Genomic DNA, 21,634 nt, shown 5'->3' on the forward strand with positions numbered 1-21,634 from the left:
TTCTTGTATTCAAGGCGGTCGCCGCCACAGAAATGCCTGAGACCGACGGAGGCGACATGCTGGACCCTACTGAATTTACATCCGCAATGCGCAAGGCGGTGACGCCTGTGTCAATTGTCACTACCAGCGGCGAGCACGGCCCGCATGGCGCGACCGTCAGCGCAGCCTGCTCCCTGACGGCAGCACCACCTGCAGTGCTGATCTGCATCAACAAGAAAAGCCGCATTCTGGGCATGATTGAGGAACACGGGATCTTTTGCGTGAACTATGTCGCGCCTCAGCATGACATGCTGGCGCTTGCGTTCGCCGGTGCCCCCGACCTTATGGATCAGCGTAGTTTTACCTCTGAACATTGGACGATTGACCAACGGACGAGCCTGCCGGTCCTGTCAAATGCTGCCGCAATCTTCACATGCCTGCATATTCAGACAGTCTCATTCGGCACGCACCGCATTCTGATCGGCAAGGTCGAACGCGCCGAAAGCTCTGAGACTAAACCGCTGGCGTATTGGAATGGCGATTTTCGTGAGCTGACCTATCCCAAATAGACCGGCGACCGAAGGAATTGGAGGTTATGCCTGTTCAATACTGTGCAATCCTTTGCGTTGTGTTCAACGTCCGCAGCGTTGAGGTACTCTGGCGAATGACCGAAATGGGCCGATCCTTGATCCTAAGGGGCAAAGTTATCTTGGCCATTGTTATAAACCCTTCAGGCCAGCAACGATCCCAAAGTAATTGATACTGTGGTTCGTACGAGTGTCCGACCACATCCCCCGGTTTTGTCCGATCAGATTCAAGTTTCGGTGTTGACCCTGTCAGATACACAACGGTCTTACTCGCCCCATCCACCAGCACCCTCGGTGTATTTATCACCGCATCTTGTCTAGTTTGACTATTCCGAGACCTCGTGCGTCGAAAAGGCATCCGCGTAGTCGGGATGCCAGCGTGAAAGAGCCGGGCGATTGTTGATGATATCGCCCATGGCCCATTCAACCCGTTTGCGGTCGCGTTCTTCTGACACATCGTTGTCAGGGCAGAGGATATAGAAGCCCCCGTCCGACATGCGCCTCAGCAGATAGTCAACGGCCTCTTCGCTTGTCCAGGCTGCGGCAGGTTTTTCCGGCATAAACTTTTCAATCATACCGGTATAGGTAAATCCCGGCACAAACAGATGGGCGGTGATATCCGCTTCGGCCTGCCGCAAGTCATGCGCAAGCATTTCTGTCATGACCTTCACAGCAGCTTTGCTGGTATTGTAAGCGGGGTTCCCGGGTGGTGTGGTGATGCCCTGTTTTGACCCAGTGTTTATCACTACTGCCGGACGCGCTGCCTTAATCATACGCGGCAGAAAAGCATGGACACCGTTCATGACGCCAAAAAGATTGACCTCAAACAATTTGCGCCAGTTTTCCGCGTTTTCCCAACTGCCGGACGGCACTGCGATACCGGCATTGTTCATCAGGACAGCCACCTCACCGAGCGCAAAGACCTGATCTGCCAAGGCATTCACAGCTTTGGCATCGCTAACATCCGTCGGAACCGCCTGAACAATTGCAGACGCCCCAGCCTGATCGCGCAATTCTGCCTCAGCTCTGTCCAAGGCCTCGCCCGCCAGATCGACCAGCACAACCCCCAAGCCGTCTTGAATAAATCGTTGGGCCGCGGCCTTGCCGACACCGCTTGCGGCCCCGGTTACAACAGCCAGGCCACCTTTTTCGATTGCTTTTCGGTACATGGAGCATCCCTTTTTTCTGCGAATGACTAAAGGGTCCTTCAGGGCGCCATCTTTTGCTTGAGGCCGTCAATGAACGTCTCGTCATCCTGTTGTTTGCGCGCGTTCAGCAATTCTTCGGCATCGGGCCCTGCGCGAAAACGCAGGCGGCTTCCGGTCTCGTTGGCCGCATCCCAAATGACTTGCGCGACCGTTTCTGGTTCAGAAGGGCTCGCGGCTAGTTTGCCAAAAAGACGCCCCATGGCTTCGGCCATAGGCGCGTAGTCCGGCAGGTTCTCATCCATCGCGAAATCGAAAGAGCTGCCGCCGAAGTTCGTCCGTATCATGCCCGGTTGGACAATACGGACTCGAATGCCGAGGGGTTCTAATTCGTAGTGCAGCGCCTCAGACAGCCCTTCTACTGCGAACTTGGTACCATGATAGAGCGCGCCAAGCGGAAATGTAATCTGTCCTCCGATGGACGAGATATTTATGACCGTGCCTGACCGGTTCTGGCGGAAATGAGGCAGAACCGCTTTGGTCACTTCCATCAACCCAAGCACGTTGGTGTCAAACTGACGTCGGATGCGATCCATCGAAAAGGCCTCTAGTGCACCGTAGGCGCCGTAACCCGCATTGTTCAACAAAACATCAATCTGGCCAAACCGTTCGATGCCATCGCGAACGGCCGTTGCAATTGAGCCCGCATCCGTCACATCCAGTTGGGCCAGATGCACGTTTTCCGAAGCCCCAAGATCGGTGCTGCCTGCAGGGTTGCGCATAGTGGCGACGACATTCCAACCATTCGCTTGGAAATGTCGGGCGGTTGCTGCGCCAATACCGGATGACGCCCCGGTGATCAGAATGGTTTTCACATTGTTGCTCCGCAAGTTTATAAGCATACAATAGTGACAAAAAAGAGGATGTATCTTTCTATATCTTCCAATTTTCTTGCCTAATTCTCCACAAGTAAGCGTTTTCAGTAATAGTCATTTTTATTCCGTGCTAGCGATGAGGGCAGACTGGAGGCATTCATGAGACCTCATACACTATTGGACTATGTTCGGGATCTGCTTGACCACGCGGGCGTCGCGCAGGGTGTCTTGACACATAAGGAAAGCGGGGCGGTTTTTCTCACCCATCCTTCGACCACTCAACATGACGCAAATGTCTACCGCCCGCTGTTGTGCGCGGTTTTACAAGGCGCCAAAGAGGTTGGGACCAGTACCAGAACGCTCTCCGTACAGGCAGGGCAGTCGCTGATCGTCAGCAACGCACTGCCGGTTGTCTCAAGGATTACCGAGGCCACACCCGAACGTCCCTACGTTGCGCTCGTGTTCCCCCTTGATCTGGATCTCGTGCGCGGTCTGGCATCCTCACTGCCTCAATCTTCTAGTAAACGCGTGTCGGATCCATTTTCGATCTGCCTAGCTGAAACCGATGATGACATGAAAAGCGCCCTGTTGCGGTATTTTCAGCAGTGCGAAACTGAAGAGACGCGTCACATGCTGTCACCGATCACGGCTAGGGAAATCCATGCCCGCCTGCTGATCGGGCAACATGGCGGCACGCTTCAAAAACTGGTGTGGCACGAAAACACGTCTAGCAGGATTCTCGCGGCGACACACGAAATCCGGTCAGATCTGGCCAATCCTCTTGTTGTCGGCGAGCTTGCCGGGCGTGTAGGTATGAGCAGTTCGGCCTTCTTCGAGCAGTTCAAGGCGGTAACGGGAACATCACCGCTACAATACCAGAAAGACCTGCGTTTGCTTCATGCCCGCAATGAGCTTCAATCTACCGGAGCAAAGATATCAGAGATTGCCTACGGGGTTGGATATGAAAGCCCAGCCCAATTCTCAAGAGAATATGCCCGCAAGTTCGGGCGCTCTCCAAGACAAGATCGGATTTTCGAAACTGTTCAATAGCCCTGCAGGAAAAACGCAAACGCCAAGCCATGTAACGAGCCAAACTTTTCGGGCCGGTCAATTTCCGATAGCGGTCGTTTTAGTTACCGGCGAATTGGCAAGTTGTCCGCAATTCGGTCTTTGGCTGATATTGCGCGCGCAGCATGCGGTTGGTTTGCTAGGCCGCGCCGCAGTATGGGGTCAATGGAGTGAAGGTCTGATTTGGACGGAAAGCTGACATTTGCTACGTCTGCTAAGAGTAGGGGCCGTTGAGGTGAAGCGAACACTTAGTCTGAACCATAACAGCCAAATTGGTTAGACTATCAGTAGGGCATCCACTGTCGAGATTTCGCGACATCCGATAAACTGCGAGCAGGAGGGTCCTATGCAGCGCCGACTCGCCGCGATCATGGCTGCCGATGTCGTTGGGTATTCGTCGTTGATGGGCAGCGACGAAACAGGGGTATTGTCCGCTCTCAAGACGTTGCGCATAGAGATTTTTGATCCCACAATTGCGAGACATCACGGGCGCCTCGTCAAGTTGATGGGGGATGGTGCTCTTGTCGAATTTGCTTCGGTTGTCGATGCCGTTAACTGTGGTGTCGAGATCCAGCGGGCAATGGCTGAGGCTGCTCCTGGCCTCGCCAACGGGTCGCGATTGCAACTTCGGATCGGGATAAACCTCGGTGATGTCATGATCGCTGATGGAGACCTGTATGGTGACGGGGTGAATGTTGCCTCTCGCATTGAAGGCCTGGCGGATCCAGGGGGCGTCGCAGTTTCTGAGAGTGTCGCGCAGCAAGCAATGGCAAAGGTAGATGCCGAGTTTGAGGATCTCGGCCCCAAAACCCTAAAGAACATCGCGGAACCGGTTCGGGTTTTTCGCGTCATGCCTGACGGAGCACCCGCCTCTGAACAGCGATCCAACAAACTTCCGTTGATGACCGGTGCATCGGTGTTGGTTTGTCTGGGCGTTGCAAGCTTGATTGCGTGGTGGATCAGCTTTGATCACGAGCCGTCCGATGCCATGACCTTTGATGAAGCCGCTCTGTTGTCAGAGCCAACAGGTCCGACCGTTGCGGTTCTGCCGTTTCAAAACCTTAGCAATACGGACGCCCGCGATTTGTTGGCTATTGGCATTGGCGAAGACATCATCGTTGAGCTGGGGAGCTACCAGGACCTCAATGTATTGTCCCGCCAATCCACCCATTCTTTTGGGCCGGGCGAAAGTGACCCGAGCAGCATCCGGCAGAAATTCGGCGCGGACTATGTGCTGGAGGGTTCCGTCCGGCAGGTTGCAGATCGTCTGCGCGTGACGGCAAGACTGATAGACACAACCTCGGGGCATCAGGTCTGGTCTGGGGCGTATGATGAAAGTCTTACGACTTCAAACATTTTAGACGTTCAACTGAGCATCACCGAAAAAGTTGCCTCTGCTCTGGGTGACGCAGGCGGGGCGATCAAGCGCATTCACGCAGGTCATGCGCGTGCGAAACCTCCGGAACTTCTCTCGTCTTATGAATGTTCCTTGCTGCGCGTTGGTTTTCTGAACCGACGAGATATGCAAGAGCGCGTCCGGGGCTGTATTGTGCGGGTTGTCGAGGACGAACCCGAGTATTGGCGCGGGTGGGCGCAATTGGCCGAGGCACTGCTGACCGATGTGAAGCTTTTTACCGGGCTTTATCCAGGGACACAGGACCAGAAAATCCAACGCGCGGAAGAGGCCGCGCGGAACGCGGTGTCGCTGAACCCGTATTCTGCGCGCGCTCATTTCCTTCTGGCGCTTGTGCTTCAGATTCAACGCGATCTTGACGGGTTCTTCTCGTCCGCCGAAACAGCACTGGCATTGGGAACCGATCGCTATCTGCAAGGGCAAATCGGCTATGAATTCATATGGTCCGGTCGTCTGGATTTTGGGGCTGCGCTTGTCGAAAATGCAATCGCGCTAGACCCAAATGCAGCAGACCCAAACTGGTATCAGGCGCTGGCCGAGTATCATTTCCTGAACGGAGATTACGAAGCAGCGCTGAAGACCTATCGCAAGGGTGCACAGCCAGACGTCTGGTGGTCGGTTTCTATTGAGGTTGCAATTCTGGCTGAACTGGGTCCTCGAGACGCAGCCATTTCCGCGCGAGACAGGCTCTACAAAATTCGTCCGGGGATAAAAATTGCCGACATTGTCTGGATGTATCGGCGCTTTGCGCGCCCGGATCAACATATCCTGCCTTTTGTCGAAGCTTACAGAGCTGTGGACATGCCTGAAGGACGGTTTGCCCCGCTGCGGGAGGATAGTGCAGGCTGACCGCTACGATGCGGTCCTGCATGGAGTAGCATCAAGCCTGGCGCACCTTCTCATTCGGGCACCCCAGCCCTTTGTAAGCTTGCGAGCCAGATCCGTTGGTTTTCGAGGTGACTTTTTTCCCGCGAATTACCTGTTGCCAACGCGCCCAACTGCCGGGCTGCACCAAGTGCTTCTTCACAACGTTCCACATTAAACTCAGATGAATTCGCACCGAAGTACCTCTTGATCTGCAAAATCATCTCGCCGTTCTGGAGCGAGAAACTGGTAGTCCGTTTCGTACGACGCTTCCGGCAGATCAGTACGGAATGATCATGGATGTTGTCCAGAGCGTGAACATGCCGACGTGCGCGCTGCGCCAAATGCTAAAGACATACGTGACCGAGGTCGGTTAAGCATACTGGAAACGGACGATCGTGGTCCCACATGGCGGTTGGCCGCAGCTTGCCGGGGCGTTTCGGCACTGCCGGACATGATCGATGACTGGTTGGATCAGCAACGACAAAAACCCATCGAAAGCGGGAATTCTTGCTGAAAAATCCGAATTTCTGGGCGCAAAATGCGCCTGATGTCTTTGCAGCGCTCAAAAAGAACCGGGCCAACTCAGCAGTGCCAGTTGTCGAAAGCGCCAAATTCAGTTTGGCAGCACTCATAGCAATCGCGGTTCTGACAATATTTGAGACTCATGTCGATTTCGCTAAAGGCACCCAAATATTCTGTTTTCCAGATGGGCGCGAAAGGTTAACTTCACCTATCAACTGGTCCTGAAGTCGCCGCTATTGGGTTAGAATTAAGTGACACGATTTCCCACTTGTTAAGGAAGCTGCAGTAGCCCAGCACCACAGACCAAGCCGCCGGTCTCCTTCTTGCGTCCGCCTTCGAGACATGTCCGACAGCTAAGGTACACCATAGGCGGGCGACGGTTATTCTCTGCTGAGTCGACGCAATAGTTTAACTCCAACTGAAACTGGTATTCGTACTTTAAACAAATTCAGAGGCACGAGGCCGTCGTAAGCTCTTCTCTATCTTGTGTTGACCCGGGTGAAAGTTCAGAAGTATCCACTTGTTCGGCGCAAACGAAAATTTCTTTTGATCGAGGCGAAAACAGTGGTCGCGGTCACCGAAAACCTGGCTTTGAAAAAGCTATTCTCGGACCTTATACGCCTCGATTTCATTGGATAAACCGCGGATTGAGTGACAGCCGGCTGATTGCATATGGTGTGGCATATGTTCTGCGACGCTCTGCGTCACCAGTAACTTTTCATCCAAATTCTTACATAGCTCCTGAACTCGACTGGCCACATTCACAGCTTGTCCGACAACTGTGAAATCCAAGCGATCCGGACTGCCGATGTTGCCAAAGGTGACGCGACCGAAATCAATGCCGACTACGAATTCTATTGGCTCTTTTCCCGTGTCGGCGGCTGTTTCGTTGTAGACTCTCAGGGTGGTTAGGGCTTGTTCTGCAGCTAGCACCGCAGATCTACACGAGGTTTCCGCGTCGTCATCAATGTTGAAAACTGCAAGTATGCCATCCCCCATGAACTTGAGAACGTCACCGCCCTGATCTTGGATGGGCGACACGACCATTTCGAAATACTCACCCATCATGGCAAGCAAAGCGTCTTCGGACCAGGATGAGGCTTTGCTGGTGAAGCCACGAAGATCCGCAAATAGGATCGCGGCTGAAACTGTTCTGTGTTCTCCGCGCTTTATGTGGCCCTGATCAATCTCTTCGGCGGGACCGTGCCCCAGATAGGTTTGCAGAAGGCTTTTTTGCGAATGACGCATTGCGATGGGTTCCAAAGCAGCGGCAAGTGCGTATCGCGTGTCTTCGATGTATCGGATATGCGCGTCCGAAAACCCAGCATCTGCGTCCGAGGTGAAGCTGGTGCCCTGAACCGAACCGTTGCCATGCTCCAGCGGGATGGCCAGAAAATCTGTGGCACCTGCTTCGGCCAACTCGGCATAGACCGGATGTTCTTCCAGAACGTCTAGATCGGTCAGGCGTTTGCGCAATGGGCGCCGCTGCGTGACGACATATTCAAACGGGCTGCCGTGCCATGCACTTGTTGCCAGAACCGTGGTCGGTACGGTGTAGCGGCGGGTTTCTTCCGGCGTCCAGATGATGCCCCACGCGCTAAGCAAAGGGTTCGAGTAATTCTGGGCGATCCTTGCGCGGGCTAGGGGTACGCCAAGCGCCACCAATCCTTCGCAATACCCTTTGACAATGAGACCCTCGTCGCCCAGCAGGCGACCATCGGAAATCAACCAGTGTTTCAGGTGATCAGTCTCGGTCATCGTGGTCTCACACTCTTGTTCCGCGCTGATACTTTAGCTGTCATTGGTCGCGAAAGAACCCACGCCGGCTGAAAAACTCATGCCTTTCTGCCAGACGCGGGATACGTCGGCTTCAGCTCACCGCCGCCGCCAGCGAGGGGTCGTCTTCTAGTTGCTTAAGCAATCGGGCTTGTCTCACTCTTGGATCCAGTTCGGGATCACTCGTATAAGCCAGCATAAGGGGCACATTCTCGTCAATCTGATCCTGAGTTGCCACCGCCATGCCGTGAGCCACGAACGGGCGTAGATATGTCATGCCTGCTAGGTTCGCCGTCTGTTGGAACGGTTTCAGAAACTCAGCCATGGAGAAGTTGTTGTATCCACCTGCGTGATAGCTGTGCTCCGGGCCACCGGTTGAGACGAGGATCAACAGCTCGCGCCCCTTCAACCGGTCCCCGCCCGGCCCGTAAGCGAACCCATAGTTCAGCACCTGATCCATCCAAGCCTTCATCACCGGCGGTGCGGAATACCAGTAGAATGGAAATTGAAACACGATCCGGTCATGCGCCAGCAAGAGGGCCTGTTCGGCTTCTATGTCAAAACGCATCTCGGCACCACCAATGGCGGTCAGATCTCGGGTCGTCACGTTCGAAACATCAGAAAGTGCGTCGAACCATGCGCGGTTGATGCGCGATTTGCTCAGGTCCGGATGGGCGGTCAGTACGAGGGTTTTCATGTATCAGCCTCTTGCAAGAATTTTGCGGAATAATGGGTGATTAGCGGGCGGCCGTCGGCTCGGGTTTCAAAGCGCCAGTCTTCCTGAACGCTGGCTTCAATGAGGTCGCCCGCAACGGTCGTGGCGCGAAACAGAACTTCAAACCGTGCGGCACCGGGCTTGATTACGATCTTGCTGACGTGATGCTCGGTCGGGCGCTGCAAGGTTTCCAACACGCCCCGATACCAGGCCCGCACGCGGTCATGTCCGCCAAGTGCGGTGTCGATGTCAGGCGTATCCCACTCTACGTCTGGATGGAGGTCAGGCAGGAACGCGTCGATCGGATCCAGCCTGTCGAACCGGGCAAACCAGTCGGCGATGAAACCGCGGATTTCGGGGTAATCGGTCACTTGAACCACCTGTTGGTAGTTCACTTAGCCAGCCGCTCAGGGACCGGAGCCAGCGAGTACTGGGACCAGAAAAACGTGTTTGCCGCATCCTGATCGGCGGACAGGTTGGTTGCCTCGACGATCTTGCCATTCTCGATCCGGTAGACGAGCGCCCAGGTCGTATCGACATTCGGTTTGCCGTCGGCGTTCGACCAGCCGCGGTGGATATCAACCACATGGGTCTCATCCGCTCCGAAATAGATGGGTTCGGCCTGAAATCCGGCGGTGCCCAGCTGTTCGAAAAACGCCAGTACTTCATCCCGACCGGTCTTGGTTCCGGACAAGGGATGGCGGCCCGGGATGTGCCATTTTACGTTCTCGTCCATCACGGCTGCGATGCCGTTCAGATCGTTGGCGCCATAGGCGGCGAAGAAGTCCTGTACGACCTTGATATTGTCTTCGGGGGATGCGGCCATGGCGATCTCTCCTGTGATCAGAGCGGCGGTGAGGGCAGCAACTTTGGTCAGAGTTTTCATCTTGTGTCCTCTTGAATACGTGGTGACACAAAGTTAATAATTTTCATTGCGCGTGATAATTGACCAAGTTGGCATTACTTTCATGTATCATATCGAATAATGAGGTAGTTCGGAGATATGATGCGCCTGCCACTTGCCACGCTTGAAATCTTTACGGCCATCGCGCGCCACGGATCGCTACGTGCTGCGGCCGATGCGCTGGGTATCAAGCCGTCAACCGTTAGCCATCAATTGAAATCGTTGGAAGATCAGTTGGGCACCGCGCTTTTCATTCGGACAACACGCTCGATCAGCCTGACCGAGGCCGGACGCGCCCTGATCCGTGGCGCTGGGCCTGCCTTTGATCAACTCTCTGAGGCCGTCGAAAGCGCGCGCAGCACCGGTCACGCCGCGCGGGGCACGTTGAAACTGGCGATGCCCGAGTTTGCCTATCACCTCTTTGTTGGTCCGATCCTCAACAGTTTCTGCGCCGCGTATCCCGAGATCGAGTTGGAGCTGTCGCTAACGGATGCGCTGTCAGACATACTGGGCGAGGAACTGCACGCAGGTTTCCGTCTGGGGGATCGTGTGGCGCAGGATATGGTGGCAGTGCGGTTGACGCCGCCGCTTCCGGTGACCGTTGTCGGCAGTCCGGACTACTTGGCGGCACGAGGCATCCCGGACACACCACGTGATCTTCTGGGGCATACTTGTATCCGCTACCGGTTTCAATCCTCGGGCCAGATTGCGCCGTGGAGTTTTCAATCGAGCGAGGGAGGGTATGACGTCGATGTGCAGGGCAACCTGATCGCCAACGCCCTTCCAGCCTCCGTCGATCTGGCTAAGCGAGGGCTGGGCCTCGCCTATACATTCAAGGCCTATGTCGGCACCCAGATCGCTGCGGGAGAGTTACAACCGGTTCTGGACGACCACTTGGGACCCACCCCTGGCTTTTTCATGTATTTCCCACGCGAGTATAAATCCATGATGCCCCTAAGGCTGTTCATCGACCACATAAAGCGCCAGCAAAGCGTTTGACCCTGCGCGCGCAGACCCCACATATCGAATAGTGCCAGCCGGAGCCGCTCTTTGCCCCTAAGATACGCTGATATCTACCCGTCAGAACCGTTGCTGAACAGCGATGCGATGCAGCGCCCTTCGGCGGCAGGTTTGATGTCAGTGCGGTATTTTCGCGCCGAACCCGATCGGATGCCGGAAGAGGTGTTTTCGGAACACCACGTCCTTCTGAACCTGCAGGTAAAGGGGCATCGCGTGCAAAACTGGCGGGACGGCACGCTGCGGGATTTCACCTTTTGCAAAGATGAGGTCATCGTGACCCCGGCAGGCATGCGGTCGGGTTGGCGGTGGTACGGGCAGTCCGACGTGATCGTGATTACTTTGCATCCGGACAAGGTTCAGCGATTTGCGCAGTCTGAACTTGGTATGCTGCTGGCCCCGGAGCAGTTTCACGACCAGCCGCAGTTTTCTGATCCTGACCTATGTGCTGCGGGCGTCATCCTGCGCGACGCGCTTGCGACCGACGATATGTCCTCGGCGGTGATGTTCGAAGCCATGAGCCGGGTTTTTCTGGTCAAACTGCTGCAGAAATACGGCAAACGCCGCGCCGAAGAGGTTGAGCTGTCCTCGCGCTTTACCTCTCAGCACTACCAACGGGTGCTGGCCTATGTGCAGGACCGTTTGGACCAGACGATCACCGTCGATCAATTGGCGTCTGAGGCGGGCATGAGCCCCTCGCATTTCGCGCGGGTGTTCAAGGAAACGCTGGGTTCGACCCCCATGCAATATGTCATGGCCTACCGGGTCGAGCAGGCGATGAAGATGATCGAAGACCCCGCGCGCCCTCTGGGCGACATCGCTTTGGCCTGCGGGTTCTCGGATCAAGCGCATTTCACGCGCAGTTTCAAACAGGTGGTGGGCCAGACCCCGCGCGCGTTCCGTGCAGCGCGGGCTCTCTGAAGCAGAATCTTTCAAAAACGCGGCAGTCCGGTGCAAGTATCCCTGCCGCCGGCGTCGTATCTCAGGTGTCATCGGGCGTATGCCCATCCAGACAGATTTTGGGAGATACCGCTATGAACACCCTTGCTATGAACACTGCTGCCGCGTTGATGGCGTCGACAGCCGCCGTTGCGCAGGTGGAAACCCGCACCGTCACCTTTGAGAACGAAGGCGCCACCCTGTCCGGCACTTTGTATTTGCCGGAAGAGCGCGGAGCCGAGCCGCTGCCGACCGTCGTCGTGACCGGGGCCTGGACCTCGGTTCAGGAACAGATGCCCGCCAACTATGCCCGCGAGATGGCCGAACGCGGTTTTGCGGCCTTCACCTTCGATTTCCGCGGTTGGGGCAAATCGGGTGATCTGCCGAACAACGTGCGCTTTGTTGAAAGCCCCGAGGCCAAGACATCGGACATCCAAGCCGCGATTGCATTCGTCGCGACCTTGCCCGAAGTAGATGCCGACCACATCAACGGTCTGGGGATTTGTGCCTCGGCCGGGTACATGGTCGATGCTGTCTCGGGCAACCCGTTGGTTCAGCGAGTGGGTCTGGTTGCACCTTGGTTGCAGAACGCCGAGATCGTCGAGGCGGTTTATGGCGGTGCAGAAGGTGTCGCCGGGCTGATCGAGGTGTCCCACGCTGCCGAGGCGGCTGGCGGTCAGATCATTCCTGCCGCAGGCCCCGAGGGTGCCGAGGGCGTACTGATGCCGATCGGCGGATATTACTATGAGGCTGACCGTGGCGCGATCCCCGAATACGATGACAAATGGAACAATGCGGGCTGGGAAGGTTGGCTGACCTATCACCCCGCCGACAATCCGCAGCGTTTGGATAAGCCACTGGCCATTGTTCATTCGGAAAGCGCGGCGATCCCACAGGGCGTGCAGACCTTCCTTGCCGGCTTTGCAGGCGAGGCGACCGCGCAATGGCTGGAGGATGTCACGCAGTTCGACTTCTACGACAACCCCGAGAATGTCACTCACGCGGCGGATACCGTCGCTGACCACTTCCGCGCCGGTTCGAGCAACTAAGCCCTGTCCGGACGCCGAGCAATCGTTCGGCGTCCACCCCCATCTATTCGGAGCATCCTCGTGCGTAGAAAACTCACATCGACCCTTGCGGCCGTTTCCATGATCGGAACCGCGGCTTTTGCTGAACAACAGGCCGATATCTCGACCGCAATCACCGACATCGCGGCAGGTGCTGACCGCCACGACTGGACCCGCGTGCGCGGCGCGTTCTCCGATACCGTCACAACGGACTACACCAGCCTCTGGGGCGGAGACCCGGTCACACAACCCGCCGACGAGCTCGTGGCTGGATGGTCCGCCTTTCTTCCCGGTTTCGACGCGACGCACCACATGGTGACCAATCACACCGTCACCTCTCTGTCCGATACATCTGCGACGGCACAGGCGGATTTCACAGCAACCCATCGTCTTGATGACGGCTTGTGGGTGCTGGGTGGCCGCTATGACTATGAGCTTGAGAAATCAGATGATCGCTGGGTTGTCACATCGATGACCATGACGGCAATCTGGGAATCCGGTGACCGTGGGCTTGTGGCTCTTGCCGGTCAGCGCGCGGCCGAGGCAAATTGAGGAAGGACCATGACCAGTCAGCGCGTCGCACTCGTGACCGGAGCCAATCGTGGTATTGGCAAAGAGGTCTCCCGGCAATTGGCCCGAGACCATGGGATGAAAGTTTTGATCGGTGTGCGCGACTTGGCAAAAGGGCAGGCCGCTGCGGATGAAATCGGATATGGGGCGGAAGCCTTGCAACTGGATGTCTCTAATCCGGACTCTGTTGCTGCCGCTTTCTTTTTGACGATTGAATCGGTCTATGGTCGCCTTGATGTTCTGGTGAACAACGCGGGCGTGGATTATGACACCGACCAACAGGTTCACCACGCCGATCTGGACAGGGTCCGCCAAGCATTCGATACGAACCTTTTCGGCCCATGGGAGACGACGATCGCGGCGGTGCCACTGTTGCAACGAGGTACGGATGCCCGGATCGTCAATGTGTCCTCTGGCGCGGGGTCGCTGACCAGCATGAGTGCCGGCACACCCGGCTATGGCGTGTCCAAAGCGGCGTTGAACGCGTTGACCCTCAAGACCGCCGCTGAGTTGAAACCTCAAGGCATTCTCGTCAACGCCGTGTGCCCCGGTTGGGTTGCCACGGATATGGGCGGCGGGGGTCGTCCGATTTCCGAAGGGGCCAAAGGAGTCGTCTGGGCAGCGACTTTGCCGAAAGGCGGCCCGACCGGAGGGTTCTTTCGCGATGGTGTTGCAATTGATTGGTAGGTTCAGCCGGGTGTCATGAAATCAATTAGCTTCCTGATCCGTGCGGGCAACAGACGGCGGCTGGGATAGACTGCGAACATGTCCCGCGTCAGAGGGACGGTGTCTATAACCTCAAGCCGTTTTAGATCGCTGTTTACCATATCCGAAGGCAGCATCGCGACACCCAGGTTTCGACGGGCGGCCTGCGCAATGACATCAAGGTCGGTTAAGTTGTGTGCGGTTTGCTTCGGGTGCAGTGTTTCCCCGCTCTCTAGCACCCAGGGTTGACCAGCTGTCAGCGCGGGCAAAGCAAGAAAGTCCGGTCTGGAAATCAACCCTCTTAGCCCACGCTCTCCAATAAACCCTTGTCCGGCACAAAAGCAGTAGGGAACCGACCAGAGCCGTTTCGCGACAAGGCTGGAGTCGGTGAGTGGGCCTACCCGAAAAGCCACATCAATATTGTCGCGAAAGAAGTCCAGCATGATATTGGTGGTGGTCATTTCAAGCGCCACATCCGGATTCTGTTCCGCAAAATCCAACAGCCGAGGGCCAATCGTCGTGCGTGCTGCCAGCGGAGGTGCCGTGATGCGGATGCTCTGACGTCTCGTGTCGTCGGTAAAACCTACGATACCTTGCAGAGCCTCGATCGGGTCCTGACATCGATCCAGAAGGCGGCGGCCTTCTTCCGTTAGGCGCACCTGCCGCGTCGTTCGCTCAAATAGTTTGGTGCCAAGATGGTCCTCCAACTCGGCAATCCTTCGGCTGACACGGCTGAGCGGGATCCCCAGACGCTCCGCAGCTTTGGAAAAGCTGAGATGGTTTGCGACGGCGGTAAAAAGGGCAAGGTCGTTGTAGATCATTATTCTATTTTTGAGATTATAACTCCTGATATCAATCATTATCATTGCTTGATGTGACCTCTACCTTCTGCGCAACAGAAGGAGATAGCTGATGCCTTTCGCCATGGAAATCACCCAAACCGGCAAACCGGACGTCTTATTTAAGACCAACAAGGCGACCCCGACCCCCGATGCCGGGGAAATCCTGATCCGCAACTCAGCCGGGGCGGTCAACTTTATCGACACGATCATCCGACGCGGTGAGATGCCCGAGGGGATGATGCCCGATCTGCCTCATGTCCCAGGGGTCGAAGGTGCCGGTGTGGTCGAGGCGCTGGGTGAGGGTGCCGAAGGCTTTTTTGTTGGGGACCGTGTGGCTTGGATGGGGCCGATCGGGGCCGGTGGATACGGTACCCATTCGGTAATCGCTGCGCCCTACGTCACTCGGCTGGCCGATACCGTGGACTTCGAAACAGCCGCTGCAATCCCCGTAAACGGGATGACCGCCTATCACATGCTGGTCAATCTGGGCGACGCGGCGGCTGGCAAATCGGTACTGGTTCACGCGGCAGCCGGGGGTGTCGGAACTATGGCCCTGTATATTGCCAAGCATCTGGGCATGACGGTGATCGCCTCGACCAGCACTGCCAAGGTTGGATATGCCAAAGATCAGGGCGCCGATCACGTCATCGACTATCGCACCGAGGATGTCACCGCGCGGGTGATGGACCTTACCGAGGGGCGCGGTGTGAATCTGACGCTGAACCCGATCTCGGGCGATACCCTGAGATCAGACCTCGATGTATTGGCACCTCTGGGCACAACCGTTCTATTCGGGTTTCTTGCCGGTCCGCCCACAGGCAGTTTTGCCGAAGACTTGTCGAAGCACTTCCAAAAGTCCGTCTCGGTCCGTGTCAGCGACATATACACCTATTTCATCAATCGACCTGATCAGTTTGGCGCGGATATGGCCACAGTGTTTGATCTGCTTGAGAGGGGCGTTCTGCGCCCTCAAGTCACCTCCCTGCCCATTAGTCAAGCTGCCGAGGCGCACCGCCGCCTAGAAGCCGGTGAAACAACCGGCAAGCTGGTGCTGAGCTTCGACTGACCCATCCAGTAAAAGAGGAATCAAAGCAATGAACACTGTTTTCGAGACCGCCCTGAGTGGCAAACACATTGTCATCGTTGGTGGCAGCAGCGGCATGGGGAAAGCAACAGCAAAAATGGCTACCGCCCTCGGGGCAAAAGTTACAATCGCCAGTCGCAATACTGCCAAGCTACAGGCTGCCGCGGGCGAAATTGGGAGCGGGGTACGGATCGCGCCCGTGGATACGACTGATGGAGCAGGAGTGTCCTCCTGGGCCAGAGCGCTGGGATCGGTTGACCACTTGGTGATCTCTGCTTCAAGTGCTGCGCGTGGGGCGTTCACCGACCTGCCCATCGACGATCTGCGCGCTATGTTCGAGGCCAAGTTCATCGGCCCCTATATGACTGCACGTGAAGTGATGCCGGTGTTGGTCAAAGGCGGCTCCATCACGTTCTTTTCCGGCGTGCTCAGTCGTCGCCCATCCGCCGGAGCTACTGGCCTGGGCGCAGTAAACGCGGCGGTCGAAGCGCTGGCCAAAGGGCTGGCGCTAGAGTTGGCTGGTCGGGCGCGGGTGAATTGCGTCAGCCCTGGCATGGTTGCAACCGAAGCCTATGCCGCAATGACTGAAGAGACACGTGAAGCCATGTATGCGCAGGTTGGCAGCAGCCTGCCCGCAGGACGGGTTGGAGAGGTCGAGGACATCGCACAAGCCGTTGTCATGGCGATGACAAACGGGTTTCTAACGGGCTCGGTCTTGGATGTGGATGGCGGTCACCTTGTGCGTGATTGACGTCTGCCACAAGTCCAAAGGCAAATAGGCAGTTTGCCCAAAACGGACTTGTTTAGGGTGGCGGTTCTGGCTTCATCAAAGCAGATTATGGGTTTGGAGGCAGCGTCCAAGTTGGGCCGAACGCGAGCGCAGGCGCAACCTGCATTGCTGACATTCAATCGGTCTGCAGTGTTAGGCAAATTGGGCTCCTGAGTCGCCGCTCACTGTCTAGCTGCGTATTGTAGCCCATCGAACGTCCGGTGGGCGGACTAACCAGGCATTTGAACTGCATAAGAAAAGGGCTGATTTGGCGCGACAAGCGGTCATCCGAGTTCAGGGGGCTACCTGCTAACTGTCATGTTATTTCAGCCACCGACTGTCGCAATTTAAGAGTAACATCAATCAACTGTGAGTCAGGGCGGATGCCGTCCTCAATCCATCGGATGACCGCGTTTGCGGTCTTCTTTCCCATTTCAACCACCGGCAAGTGAACCGTTGTAATGCCTGGTACCGATTGACCGGATACGGGCAGGTCATCGATGCTAACCAAGGAGACGTTTGATGGAACCACCATGCCTTGCCGATGTAGCTCGAAAAGTACGCCCTGCGCGAGAACGTCCGACGTGCACATTACGGCGGTGAAGTGAGTTCCAGCGCTCAGGGCGTTTTGGATGGCTGTTGCGCCGCCTTCCAAAGTGATTTTGGTTTCAAATTTGAAAGTCTCTAAACCCGGCACATCGACAAGCAGGCCTGAAAGGCGCGCCCGCGTTCTGTCGTTGTTGTCCGCTGGGCCGTGAATAACGGCAATTTGGCGGTGCCCCGCGTCGATGAGGTATTGCAGTGCCATGCGGGAAGCGCGCGCATTGTCATAGCCGATGGTAGGCAGTGAATATCCGTCGTCGTAGTAAGATGTGGCTATGGTTGGCAGCCGCGTGCGAGAAATCAGGTTGTCGAAATCAGGGCTATGGGTAATTCCGGAAACGATTAGCGCTTCTGCACCAATGTCGATCAGACGTTGTGCCTTCTCGGCTTCGATTCCCGGGTCTCCTGCGGTTGTTGCAACCACCAAGGATAACCCGAACTCGCCGAGTTCATATTCGAGTGCAGAGAGGAATCTGGCGAAGATCGCATTGTCCAGTGTCGGCACCAAAGCACCCACCACCCGAGTTCGCCCCGAGTTTATGGCCCTGGCAGCTGCGCTGGGGACAAAGTGAAGGGATTCGATTGCCTGCTGGACGCGGTCGCGCGTGTTCTTGGATACAGCCTCAGGTGTGTTTAATACACGCGAAACCGTGGCGACGGAAACACCGGCGGCTCTGGCCACGTCCCTGAGGTTGGCTCGTTTCTTTGTCTCTTTTTCAGTCATTTACTTTCTTAATCGAGGCTGTTCAGCAAGCGCTATAGAAATAAACTTGACACATGTAACTAGTTTCATCAACTTATGTAACTAGTTACATTTAGCTGCGGCTGCAGGTTTCCATGACGTCCCATTCGGTCATTCACGACTTCAGCAACATCGGGTGGACTTCTCCCGAGCGATCCTTCTTTGGCTTTCCTAAGGCGCAAAGCGGGACAACCCATCGGCTCGCGGCACGAGAAGCGAAACGGTTTGACATGCAGCCTGGGGACCTGCTTTCACTATCGGGCCGCTGGCTGACGTCCGATCTGCAGATCGGTGCATTCGACTCAAAAGGCAAAGATGCTCTCGCGGCCCTCGGGGTAAATGCCACAGGCAAGCTGGACATGAATGCTGCTGATTGTCGGGCTTTGTTGGGTTGGGTGACTGCAATGGGTGGGAATGCATCTTGTGACATTCCCGTCACCAATGTTCCGGCGTCGGAAGATCAGGTGGTTTTCAGCGTGAAAGCGCGCGTCACTGTCTGGGTGGTGCGCTTGGGCAATAACGAACAACTGGTATCTGGCGCTCTCAACAGCTGGGTCACGGCATCCTTTCAGCCCGCCCAACGCAATACGCCAATCTTGCCGCCTGAATTGGGAGATGTGCGAGACGAGTTCACCGTCGCACGGGGTACTGGCGTGGCCTATGAATTGGCCCCCGGCGAAGTTGTTCAGATCATTGATGTCGAAGGGCAGCAATGTTCGGATTTTCTTGCGCTGCGCACCGACGGGCTGGACAGGGGCGAAGAGCTGTTGATTGACAATACGGCCACGCGATCTCTGGTTCGGCGCAGCTATCCGGGGCCCGGATCATTGGACAAATTTTTTGATCAGGACATGAACCCGCTTTTGAATGTACTTCAGGACACTTGTGGGCGTCATGATACCTTTGGACTGGCCTGCACCGCACGGGGGTACGAAGAGCGCGGTTTTCCAGGCCACGTAAACTGCTCGGACAATATTTCGGCGGCGTTGGACCCATTCGGAGTACGGCGGCGTTCAGCCTGGCCTGCGATCAATTTCTTTTGGAATACCTGGGTTGATCCCCACACCCATGATCTCCGGACTGCGGAGAGCTATTCGCGACCTGGTGATTATGTGGCGATGCGAGCGATGGAGCGGCTCACCTGTGTGTCAACCGCCTGTCCGGACGACATAGACCCGATCAACGGCTGGAATCCAACAGACGTACACGTCCGGATTTACAAGCCGAACACCCCAATTCGCCGCGCTGTTGCTTATCGTGAAAAGGAAGATGCCCCAATGTCGCTCAGTCAGGAGTCTGCATTCTTCAAGCGGTTGGAGCCTTTGACGCAGGACTTCGCACCTGCGCGGGATCTTTGGGCACCTGTCAGCTTTCCTTCAGTCGGTTCGATCGGAGAATATTGGGCGTGTCGTGAAGCCGTGACCCTTCAGGATATGAGCGGTCTGAGGAAATTTGACATCATCGGACCAGATGCCGAGAAGCTTTTGCAATTGGCCACGACACGCAACGTTGCAAAGCTGTCGGTTTGGCGCGGATCGTATACTTTGATGTGCGATCAGACGGGGGCTGTGATTGATGACGGCACGCTGTTCCGGCTAAGCGATCGCCTGTTCCGCTGGTGTTGCGGCACTGAAGAGAGTGCCCGCGTGCTTGAAGCTTTGGCCTTGGAAAACAACCTTCATGTGCGCATTCATGCGATGCGAGGGTCTCTTCCCAATCTGGCGCTGCAAGGGCCGCGTTCGCGGGACCTGTTGCGCAAGATTGTGTTTACGCAGCCGCATGTCCCGTCTCTGGAACAACTAAAGTGGTTTGGTGTCACAATCGGCCGGCTGCACTCCCGCGACGGGGCGCCGTTTATGCTGTCACGGTCGGGGTATACCGGCGAACTCGGATATGAGGTGTTCTGTTCTCAGGCCGATGCGCTTTTGCTCTGGGATGCTCTTATGGAAGCCGGGCAAGAGTTTAACATCACGCCAATGGGGTCGGCCGCGCTTGAGACCATTCGGATCGAAGCGGGGCTAGCTGCGGCTGGTGCCGAATTCACCCCAGGTGTGGATGCGTTTGAAGCGGGGCTGGGCTTTGCGATTGATCTGAACAAACCCGAATTCGTCGGCAAGGGTGCATTGACGCGAAATGCCGAAAACCCACGTCGGGTTTTAAAAGGCATGACGCTGGGCGGCAGCGATGTTCCCGCGAATGGCGCTCCGATCTTTGCCGGAGAACGGCAAATCGGCGAGGTAACCTCTGCCACGTATTCGCCCACGTTTGAATGCGCCATTGCGATGGTACGGCTATCGATCGAATTTTCCGAGACTGGCACCCGATTGGAAATTGGACAATTGGACGGTCGCTTAAAACGCCTTGGTGGGGTGGTTGTGGATATCCCGTTTGTGGATCCGCAACGCACGCGCGCCAGAGCATAAATCAAAAAAAGGAGAACCAACAGGATGAAAACGTTAACTAAAATTTCAACAGCCATTGTGCTAAGCCTCAGCGCAACCGGTGCATTTGCGCAAGAAAAGGTAATGATTGGTGAGCCGAGCTGGCCCGGAGCAAAGATCATGGCCAACGTGATTGGCCAGATTATCGAAGGTCGTCTAGGCGGCGAAGTGGGCTATGCCCCCGGTGCGAATGCCGTCATTTTCGCCGCGATGGACGGCGGGCGTGGTGACATTGACGTGCACCCGGATGTCTGGCTGCCAAACCAGTCGTCCTTCACGGATGAGTATGTGGATGAAAAGGGCACGGTGTCTCTTTCGTCTGGTTCATACGAAGGTAAAGCCGGCTTCTGCACCCCGACTTACATGGCCGAAAAGCACAACATCAAATCCATCTTTGATCTGGCGACCCCGGACGCTCAGCAACTCTATGACGCCAATGGTGACGGTAAGGGTGAGATCTGGATCGGTGCTTCGGGATGGGCGTCGACCAACGTGCACCGGGTCAAAGTGCGCGACTACGGCGTCGAGACATTTCTTGAGCCGAGCACTGAAGACGAAACCGTCTTCTACGCACGCTTGAAGGATGCAGTGTCGAACGAAGAGGGTGTCGTCTTTTATTGCTATAAACCGCACTATGTTCATGCGCTTTACGATATGACGATGATCGAAGAACCGCCCCACAACCCTGATGAATACACGATTATTCAGCCCGGTGATGACGCGGATTGGTATGCCAAATCGAAGATCACCAGCGGCGACGTTGTTAAAACCGTCAAGGTTGCCTACTCGAATTCGTTGAACGAACGGAACCCTGCAGCCGCGTCGCTATTGGCAAATATCGACATGGATTCGGATGCGCTGTCGGAGCTCACCTACAAGGTCGTTGTTCAGGGTGGCGACATTTCCGAAGTAGTCGCCGCATGGATTGCCGAGAATGGGGACACCGTGGATGGATGGCTGGGCCTAAACTAAACCGGGCTTGATCGAAATCGCCGACGGCGGG

At 56.1% G+C, this 21,634-nt stretch carries 21 protein-coding genes; 13 read left to right on the forward strand and 8 right to left on the reverse strand.

Features of this window, described 5'->3' with window-relative positions; translation table 11 throughout:
• Positions 1–56: 56 nt before the first annotated feature.
• Positions 57–548 (forward strand): flavin reductase family protein, encoded by a 492-nt coding sequence (locus tag ACR3E7_RS17190; protein ID WP_480505006.1) that lies wholly within the window; start codon positions 57–59, stop codon positions 546–548.
• Positions 549–892: 344 nt separating this feature from the next.
• Here the strand turns inward: ACR3E7_RS17190 and ACR3E7_RS17195 are convergent, their stop codons facing one another.
• Entirely contained in the window at positions 893–1,735 is an 843-nt protein-coding gene (locus ACR3E7_RS17195; protein ID WP_480505008.1) for an SDR family NAD(P)-dependent oxidoreductase, read from the reverse strand.
• A gap of 38 nt (positions 1,736–1,773) precedes the next feature.
• Positions 1,774–2,586 carry an SDR family oxidoreductase gene (locus ACR3E7_RS17200; protein WP_480505010.1) on the reverse strand — a complete coding sequence of 271 codons (813 nt, stop codon included), beginning with the start codon at positions 2,584–2,586 and terminating at the stop codon, positions 1,774–1,776.
• Positions 2,587–2,745: 159 nt separating this feature from the next.
• On the opposite strand from ACR3E7_RS17200, the gene ACR3E7_RS17205 reads away from it, so the two are divergent.
• The 3 genes from ACR3E7_RS17205 to ACR3E7_RS17215 all read left to right on the forward strand — a co-directional run bounded on the left by ACR3E7_RS17205 (position 2,746) and on the right by ACR3E7_RS17215 (position 6,682).
• Positions 2,746–3,636, forward strand: coding sequence for an AraC family transcriptional regulator (locus ACR3E7_RS17205; protein WP_480505012.1), 891 nt, complete (start codon positions 2,746–2,748; stop codon positions 3,634–3,636).
• A 364-nt stretch (positions 3,637–4,000) separates the two neighbouring features.
• The gene (locus ACR3E7_RS17210; RefSeq protein ID WP_480505014.1) at positions 4,001–5,917 is read left to right on the forward strand and encodes an adenylate/guanylate cyclase domain-containing protein; all 1,917 of its coding nucleotides are present in this window, start codon (positions 4,001–4,003) and stop codon (positions 5,915–5,917) included.
• A gap of 525 nt (positions 5,918–6,442) precedes the next feature.
• Entirely contained in the window at positions 6,443–6,682 is a 240-nt protein-coding gene (locus ACR3E7_RS17215; RefSeq protein WP_480505016.1) for a hypothetical protein, read from the forward strand.
• A 375-nt stretch (positions 6,683–7,057) separates the two neighbouring features.
• On the opposite strand, the gene ACR3E7_RS17220 is transcribed toward ACR3E7_RS17215, so the two are convergent.
• The 4 genes from ACR3E7_RS17220 to ACR3E7_RS17235 form a co-directional block, all read right to left on the reverse strand.
• Entirely contained in the window at positions 7,058–8,215 is a 1,158-nt protein-coding gene (locus tag ACR3E7_RS17220; protein ID WP_480505018.1) for an adenylate/guanylate cyclase domain-containing protein, read from the reverse strand.
• Between the two features lie 112 nt (positions 8,216–8,327).
• Positions 8,328–8,930, reverse strand: coding sequence for an NAD(P)H-dependent oxidoreductase (locus ACR3E7_RS17225; protein ID WP_480505020.1), 603 nt, complete (start codon positions 8,928–8,930; stop codon positions 8,328–8,330).
• The gene (locus ACR3E7_RS17230) at positions 8,927–9,319 is read right to left on the reverse strand and encodes a Cif family virulence factor (protein WP_480505022.1); all 393 of its coding nucleotides are present in this window, start codon (positions 9,317–9,319) and stop codon (positions 8,927–8,929) included. Before ACR3E7_RS17230 ends, ACR3E7_RS17225 begins: the two co-directional genes overlap by 4 nt.
• A gap of 20 nt (positions 9,320–9,339) precedes the next feature.
• Positions 9,340–9,834 carry a nuclear transport factor 2 family protein gene (locus tag ACR3E7_RS17235; protein ID WP_480505024.1) on the reverse strand — a complete coding sequence of 165 codons (495 nt, stop codon included), beginning with the start codon at positions 9,832–9,834 and terminating at the stop codon, positions 9,340–9,342.
• Positions 9,835–9,954: 120 nt separating this feature from the next.
• Between ACR3E7_RS17235 and ACR3E7_RS17240 the strand changes: the two genes are divergently transcribed.
• The 5 genes from ACR3E7_RS17240 to ACR3E7_RS17260 all read left to right on the forward strand — a co-directional run bounded on the left by ACR3E7_RS17240 (position 9,955) and on the right by ACR3E7_RS17260 (position 14,132).
• On the forward strand, positions 9,955–10,851 hold the full coding sequence (locus tag ACR3E7_RS17240) for a LysR family transcriptional regulator (protein WP_480505026.1): 897 nt from the start codon (positions 9,955–9,957) through the stop codon (positions 10,849–10,851).
• 51 nt (positions 10,852–10,902) lie between these two features.
• The gene (locus tag ACR3E7_RS17245) at positions 10,903–11,790 is read left to right on the forward strand and encodes a helix-turn-helix domain-containing protein (protein WP_480505028.1); all 888 of its coding nucleotides are present in this window, start codon (positions 10,903–10,905) and stop codon (positions 11,788–11,790) included.
• Positions 11,791–11,903: 113 nt separating this feature from the next.
• Positions 11,904–12,857, forward strand: a complete 954-nt coding sequence (locus ACR3E7_RS17250; RefSeq protein ID WP_480505030.1) for an alpha/beta hydrolase — start codon at positions 11,904–11,906, stop codon at positions 12,855–12,857.
• 60 nt (positions 12,858–12,917) lie between these two features.
• Positions 12,918–13,427 (forward strand): nuclear transport factor 2 family protein, encoded by a 510-nt coding sequence (locus ACR3E7_RS17255; protein ID WP_170790626.1) that lies wholly within the window; start codon positions 12,918–12,920, stop codon positions 13,425–13,427.
• Positions 13,428–13,436: 9 nt separating this feature from the next.
• Complete coding sequence (locus ACR3E7_RS17260) at positions 13,437–14,132, forward strand: SDR family oxidoreductase (RefSeq protein WP_170773755.1); 696 nt, start codon at positions 13,437–13,439, stop codon at positions 14,130–14,132.
• A 2-nt stretch (positions 14,133–14,134) separates the two neighbouring features.
• Here ACR3E7_RS17260 and ACR3E7_RS17265 read toward each other — a convergent pair whose 3' ends face one another.
• Positions 14,135–14,971 (reverse strand): LysR family transcriptional regulator, encoded by an 837-nt coding sequence (locus tag ACR3E7_RS17265; RefSeq protein WP_480719426.1) that lies wholly within the window; start codon positions 14,969–14,971, stop codon positions 14,135–14,137.
• A 91-nt stretch (positions 14,972–15,062) separates the two neighbouring features.
• On the opposite strand from ACR3E7_RS17265, the gene ACR3E7_RS17270 reads away from it, so the two are divergent.
• The gene (locus ACR3E7_RS17270) at positions 15,063–16,058 is read left to right on the forward strand and encodes a quinone oxidoreductase family protein (protein WP_480505034.1); all 996 of its coding nucleotides are present in this window, start codon (positions 15,063–15,065) and stop codon (positions 16,056–16,058) included.
• Positions 16,059–16,086: 28 nt separating this feature from the next.
• Entirely contained in the window at positions 16,087–16,827 is a 741-nt protein-coding gene (locus tag ACR3E7_RS17275; protein WP_480505036.1) for an SDR family oxidoreductase, read from the forward strand.
• 334 nt (positions 16,828–17,161) lie between these two features.
• Here ACR3E7_RS17275 and ACR3E7_RS17280 read toward each other — a convergent pair whose 3' ends face one another.
• Entirely contained in the window at positions 17,162–18,172 is a 1,011-nt protein-coding gene (locus ACR3E7_RS17280) for a LacI family DNA-binding transcriptional regulator (RefSeq protein ID WP_170790635.1), read from the reverse strand.
• 113 nt (positions 18,173–18,285) lie between these two features.
• Here ACR3E7_RS17280 and ACR3E7_RS17285 point away from each other — a divergent pair, with 113 nt between their 5' ends.
• Together ACR3E7_RS17285 and ACR3E7_RS17290 are read left to right on the forward strand one after the other, a co-directional pair.
• Positions 18,286–20,613, forward strand: coding sequence for a DUF1989 domain-containing protein (locus ACR3E7_RS17285; protein WP_480505038.1), 2,328 nt, complete (start codon positions 18,286–18,288; stop codon positions 20,611–20,613).
• A gap of 24 nt (positions 20,614–20,637) precedes the next feature.
• Positions 20,638–21,603 (forward strand): ABC transporter substrate-binding protein, encoded by a 966-nt coding sequence (locus tag ACR3E7_RS17290; RefSeq protein WP_480505040.1) that lies wholly within the window; start codon positions 20,638–20,640, stop codon positions 21,601–21,603.
• Positions 21,604–21,634: the final 31 nt, after the last annotated feature.

The sequence above is a fragment of the Ruegeria sp. BK1 genome (assembly GCF_056535645.1).

Coding starts and splice junctions, on each gene's coding strand:
- ACR3E7_RS17240 (WP_480505026.1), top strand. CDS start 9,955: ATGCGCCTGCCACTTGCCACGCTTGAAATCTTTACGGCCATCGCGCGC.
- ACR3E7_RS17250 (WP_480505030.1), top strand. CDS start 11,904: ATGAACACCCTTGCTATGAACACTGCTGCCGCGTTGATGGCGTCGACA.
- ACR3E7_RS17195 (WP_480505008.1), bottom strand. CDS start 1,735: ATGTACCGAAAAGCAATCGAAAAAGGTGGCCTGGCTGTTGTAACCGGG.
- ACR3E7_RS17275 (WP_480505036.1), top strand. CDS start 16,087: ATGAACACTGTTTTCGAGACCGCCCTGAGTGGCAAACACATTGTCATC.
- ACR3E7_RS17265 (WP_480719426.1), bottom strand. CDS start 14,971: ATGATCTACAACGACCTTGCCCTTTTTACCGCCGTCGCAAACCATCTC.
- ACR3E7_RS17270 (WP_480505034.1), top strand. CDS start 15,063: ATGCCTTTCGCCATGGAAATCACCCAAACCGGCAAACCGGACGTCTTA.
- ACR3E7_RS17220 (WP_480505018.1), bottom strand. CDS start 8,215: ATGACCGAGACTGATCACCTGAAACACTGGTTGATTTCCGATGGTCGC.
- ACR3E7_RS17280 (WP_170790635.1), bottom strand. CDS start 18,172: ATGACTGAAAAAGAGACAAAGAAACGAGCCAACCTCAGGGACGTGGCC.
- ACR3E7_RS17205 (WP_480505012.1), top strand. CDS start 2,746: ATGAGACCTCATACACTATTGGACTATGTTCGGGATCTGCTTGACCAC.
- ACR3E7_RS17190 (WP_480505006.1), top strand. CDS start 57: ATGCTGGACCCTACTGAATTTACATCCGCAATGCGCAAGGCGGTGACG.
- ACR3E7_RS17235 (WP_480505024.1), bottom strand. CDS start 9,834: ATGAAAACTCTGACCAAAGTTGCTGCCCTCACCGCCGCTCTGATCACA.
- ACR3E7_RS17290 (WP_480505040.1), top strand. CDS start 20,638: ATGAAAACGTTAACTAAAATTTCAACAGCCATTGTGCTAAGCCTCAGC.
- ACR3E7_RS17260 (WP_170773755.1), top strand. CDS start 13,437: ATGACCAGTCAGCGCGTCGCACTCGTGACCGGAGCCAATCGTGGTATT.
- ACR3E7_RS17225 (WP_480505020.1), bottom strand. CDS start 8,930: ATGAAAACCCTCGTACTGACCGCCCATCCGGACCTGAGCAAATCGCGC.
- ACR3E7_RS17285 (WP_480505038.1), top strand. CDS start 18,286: ATGACGTCCCATTCGGTCATTCACGACTTCAGCAACATCGGGTGGACT.
- ACR3E7_RS17210 (WP_480505014.1), top strand. CDS start 4,001: ATGCAGCGCCGACTCGCCGCGATCATGGCTGCCGATGTCGTTGGGTAT.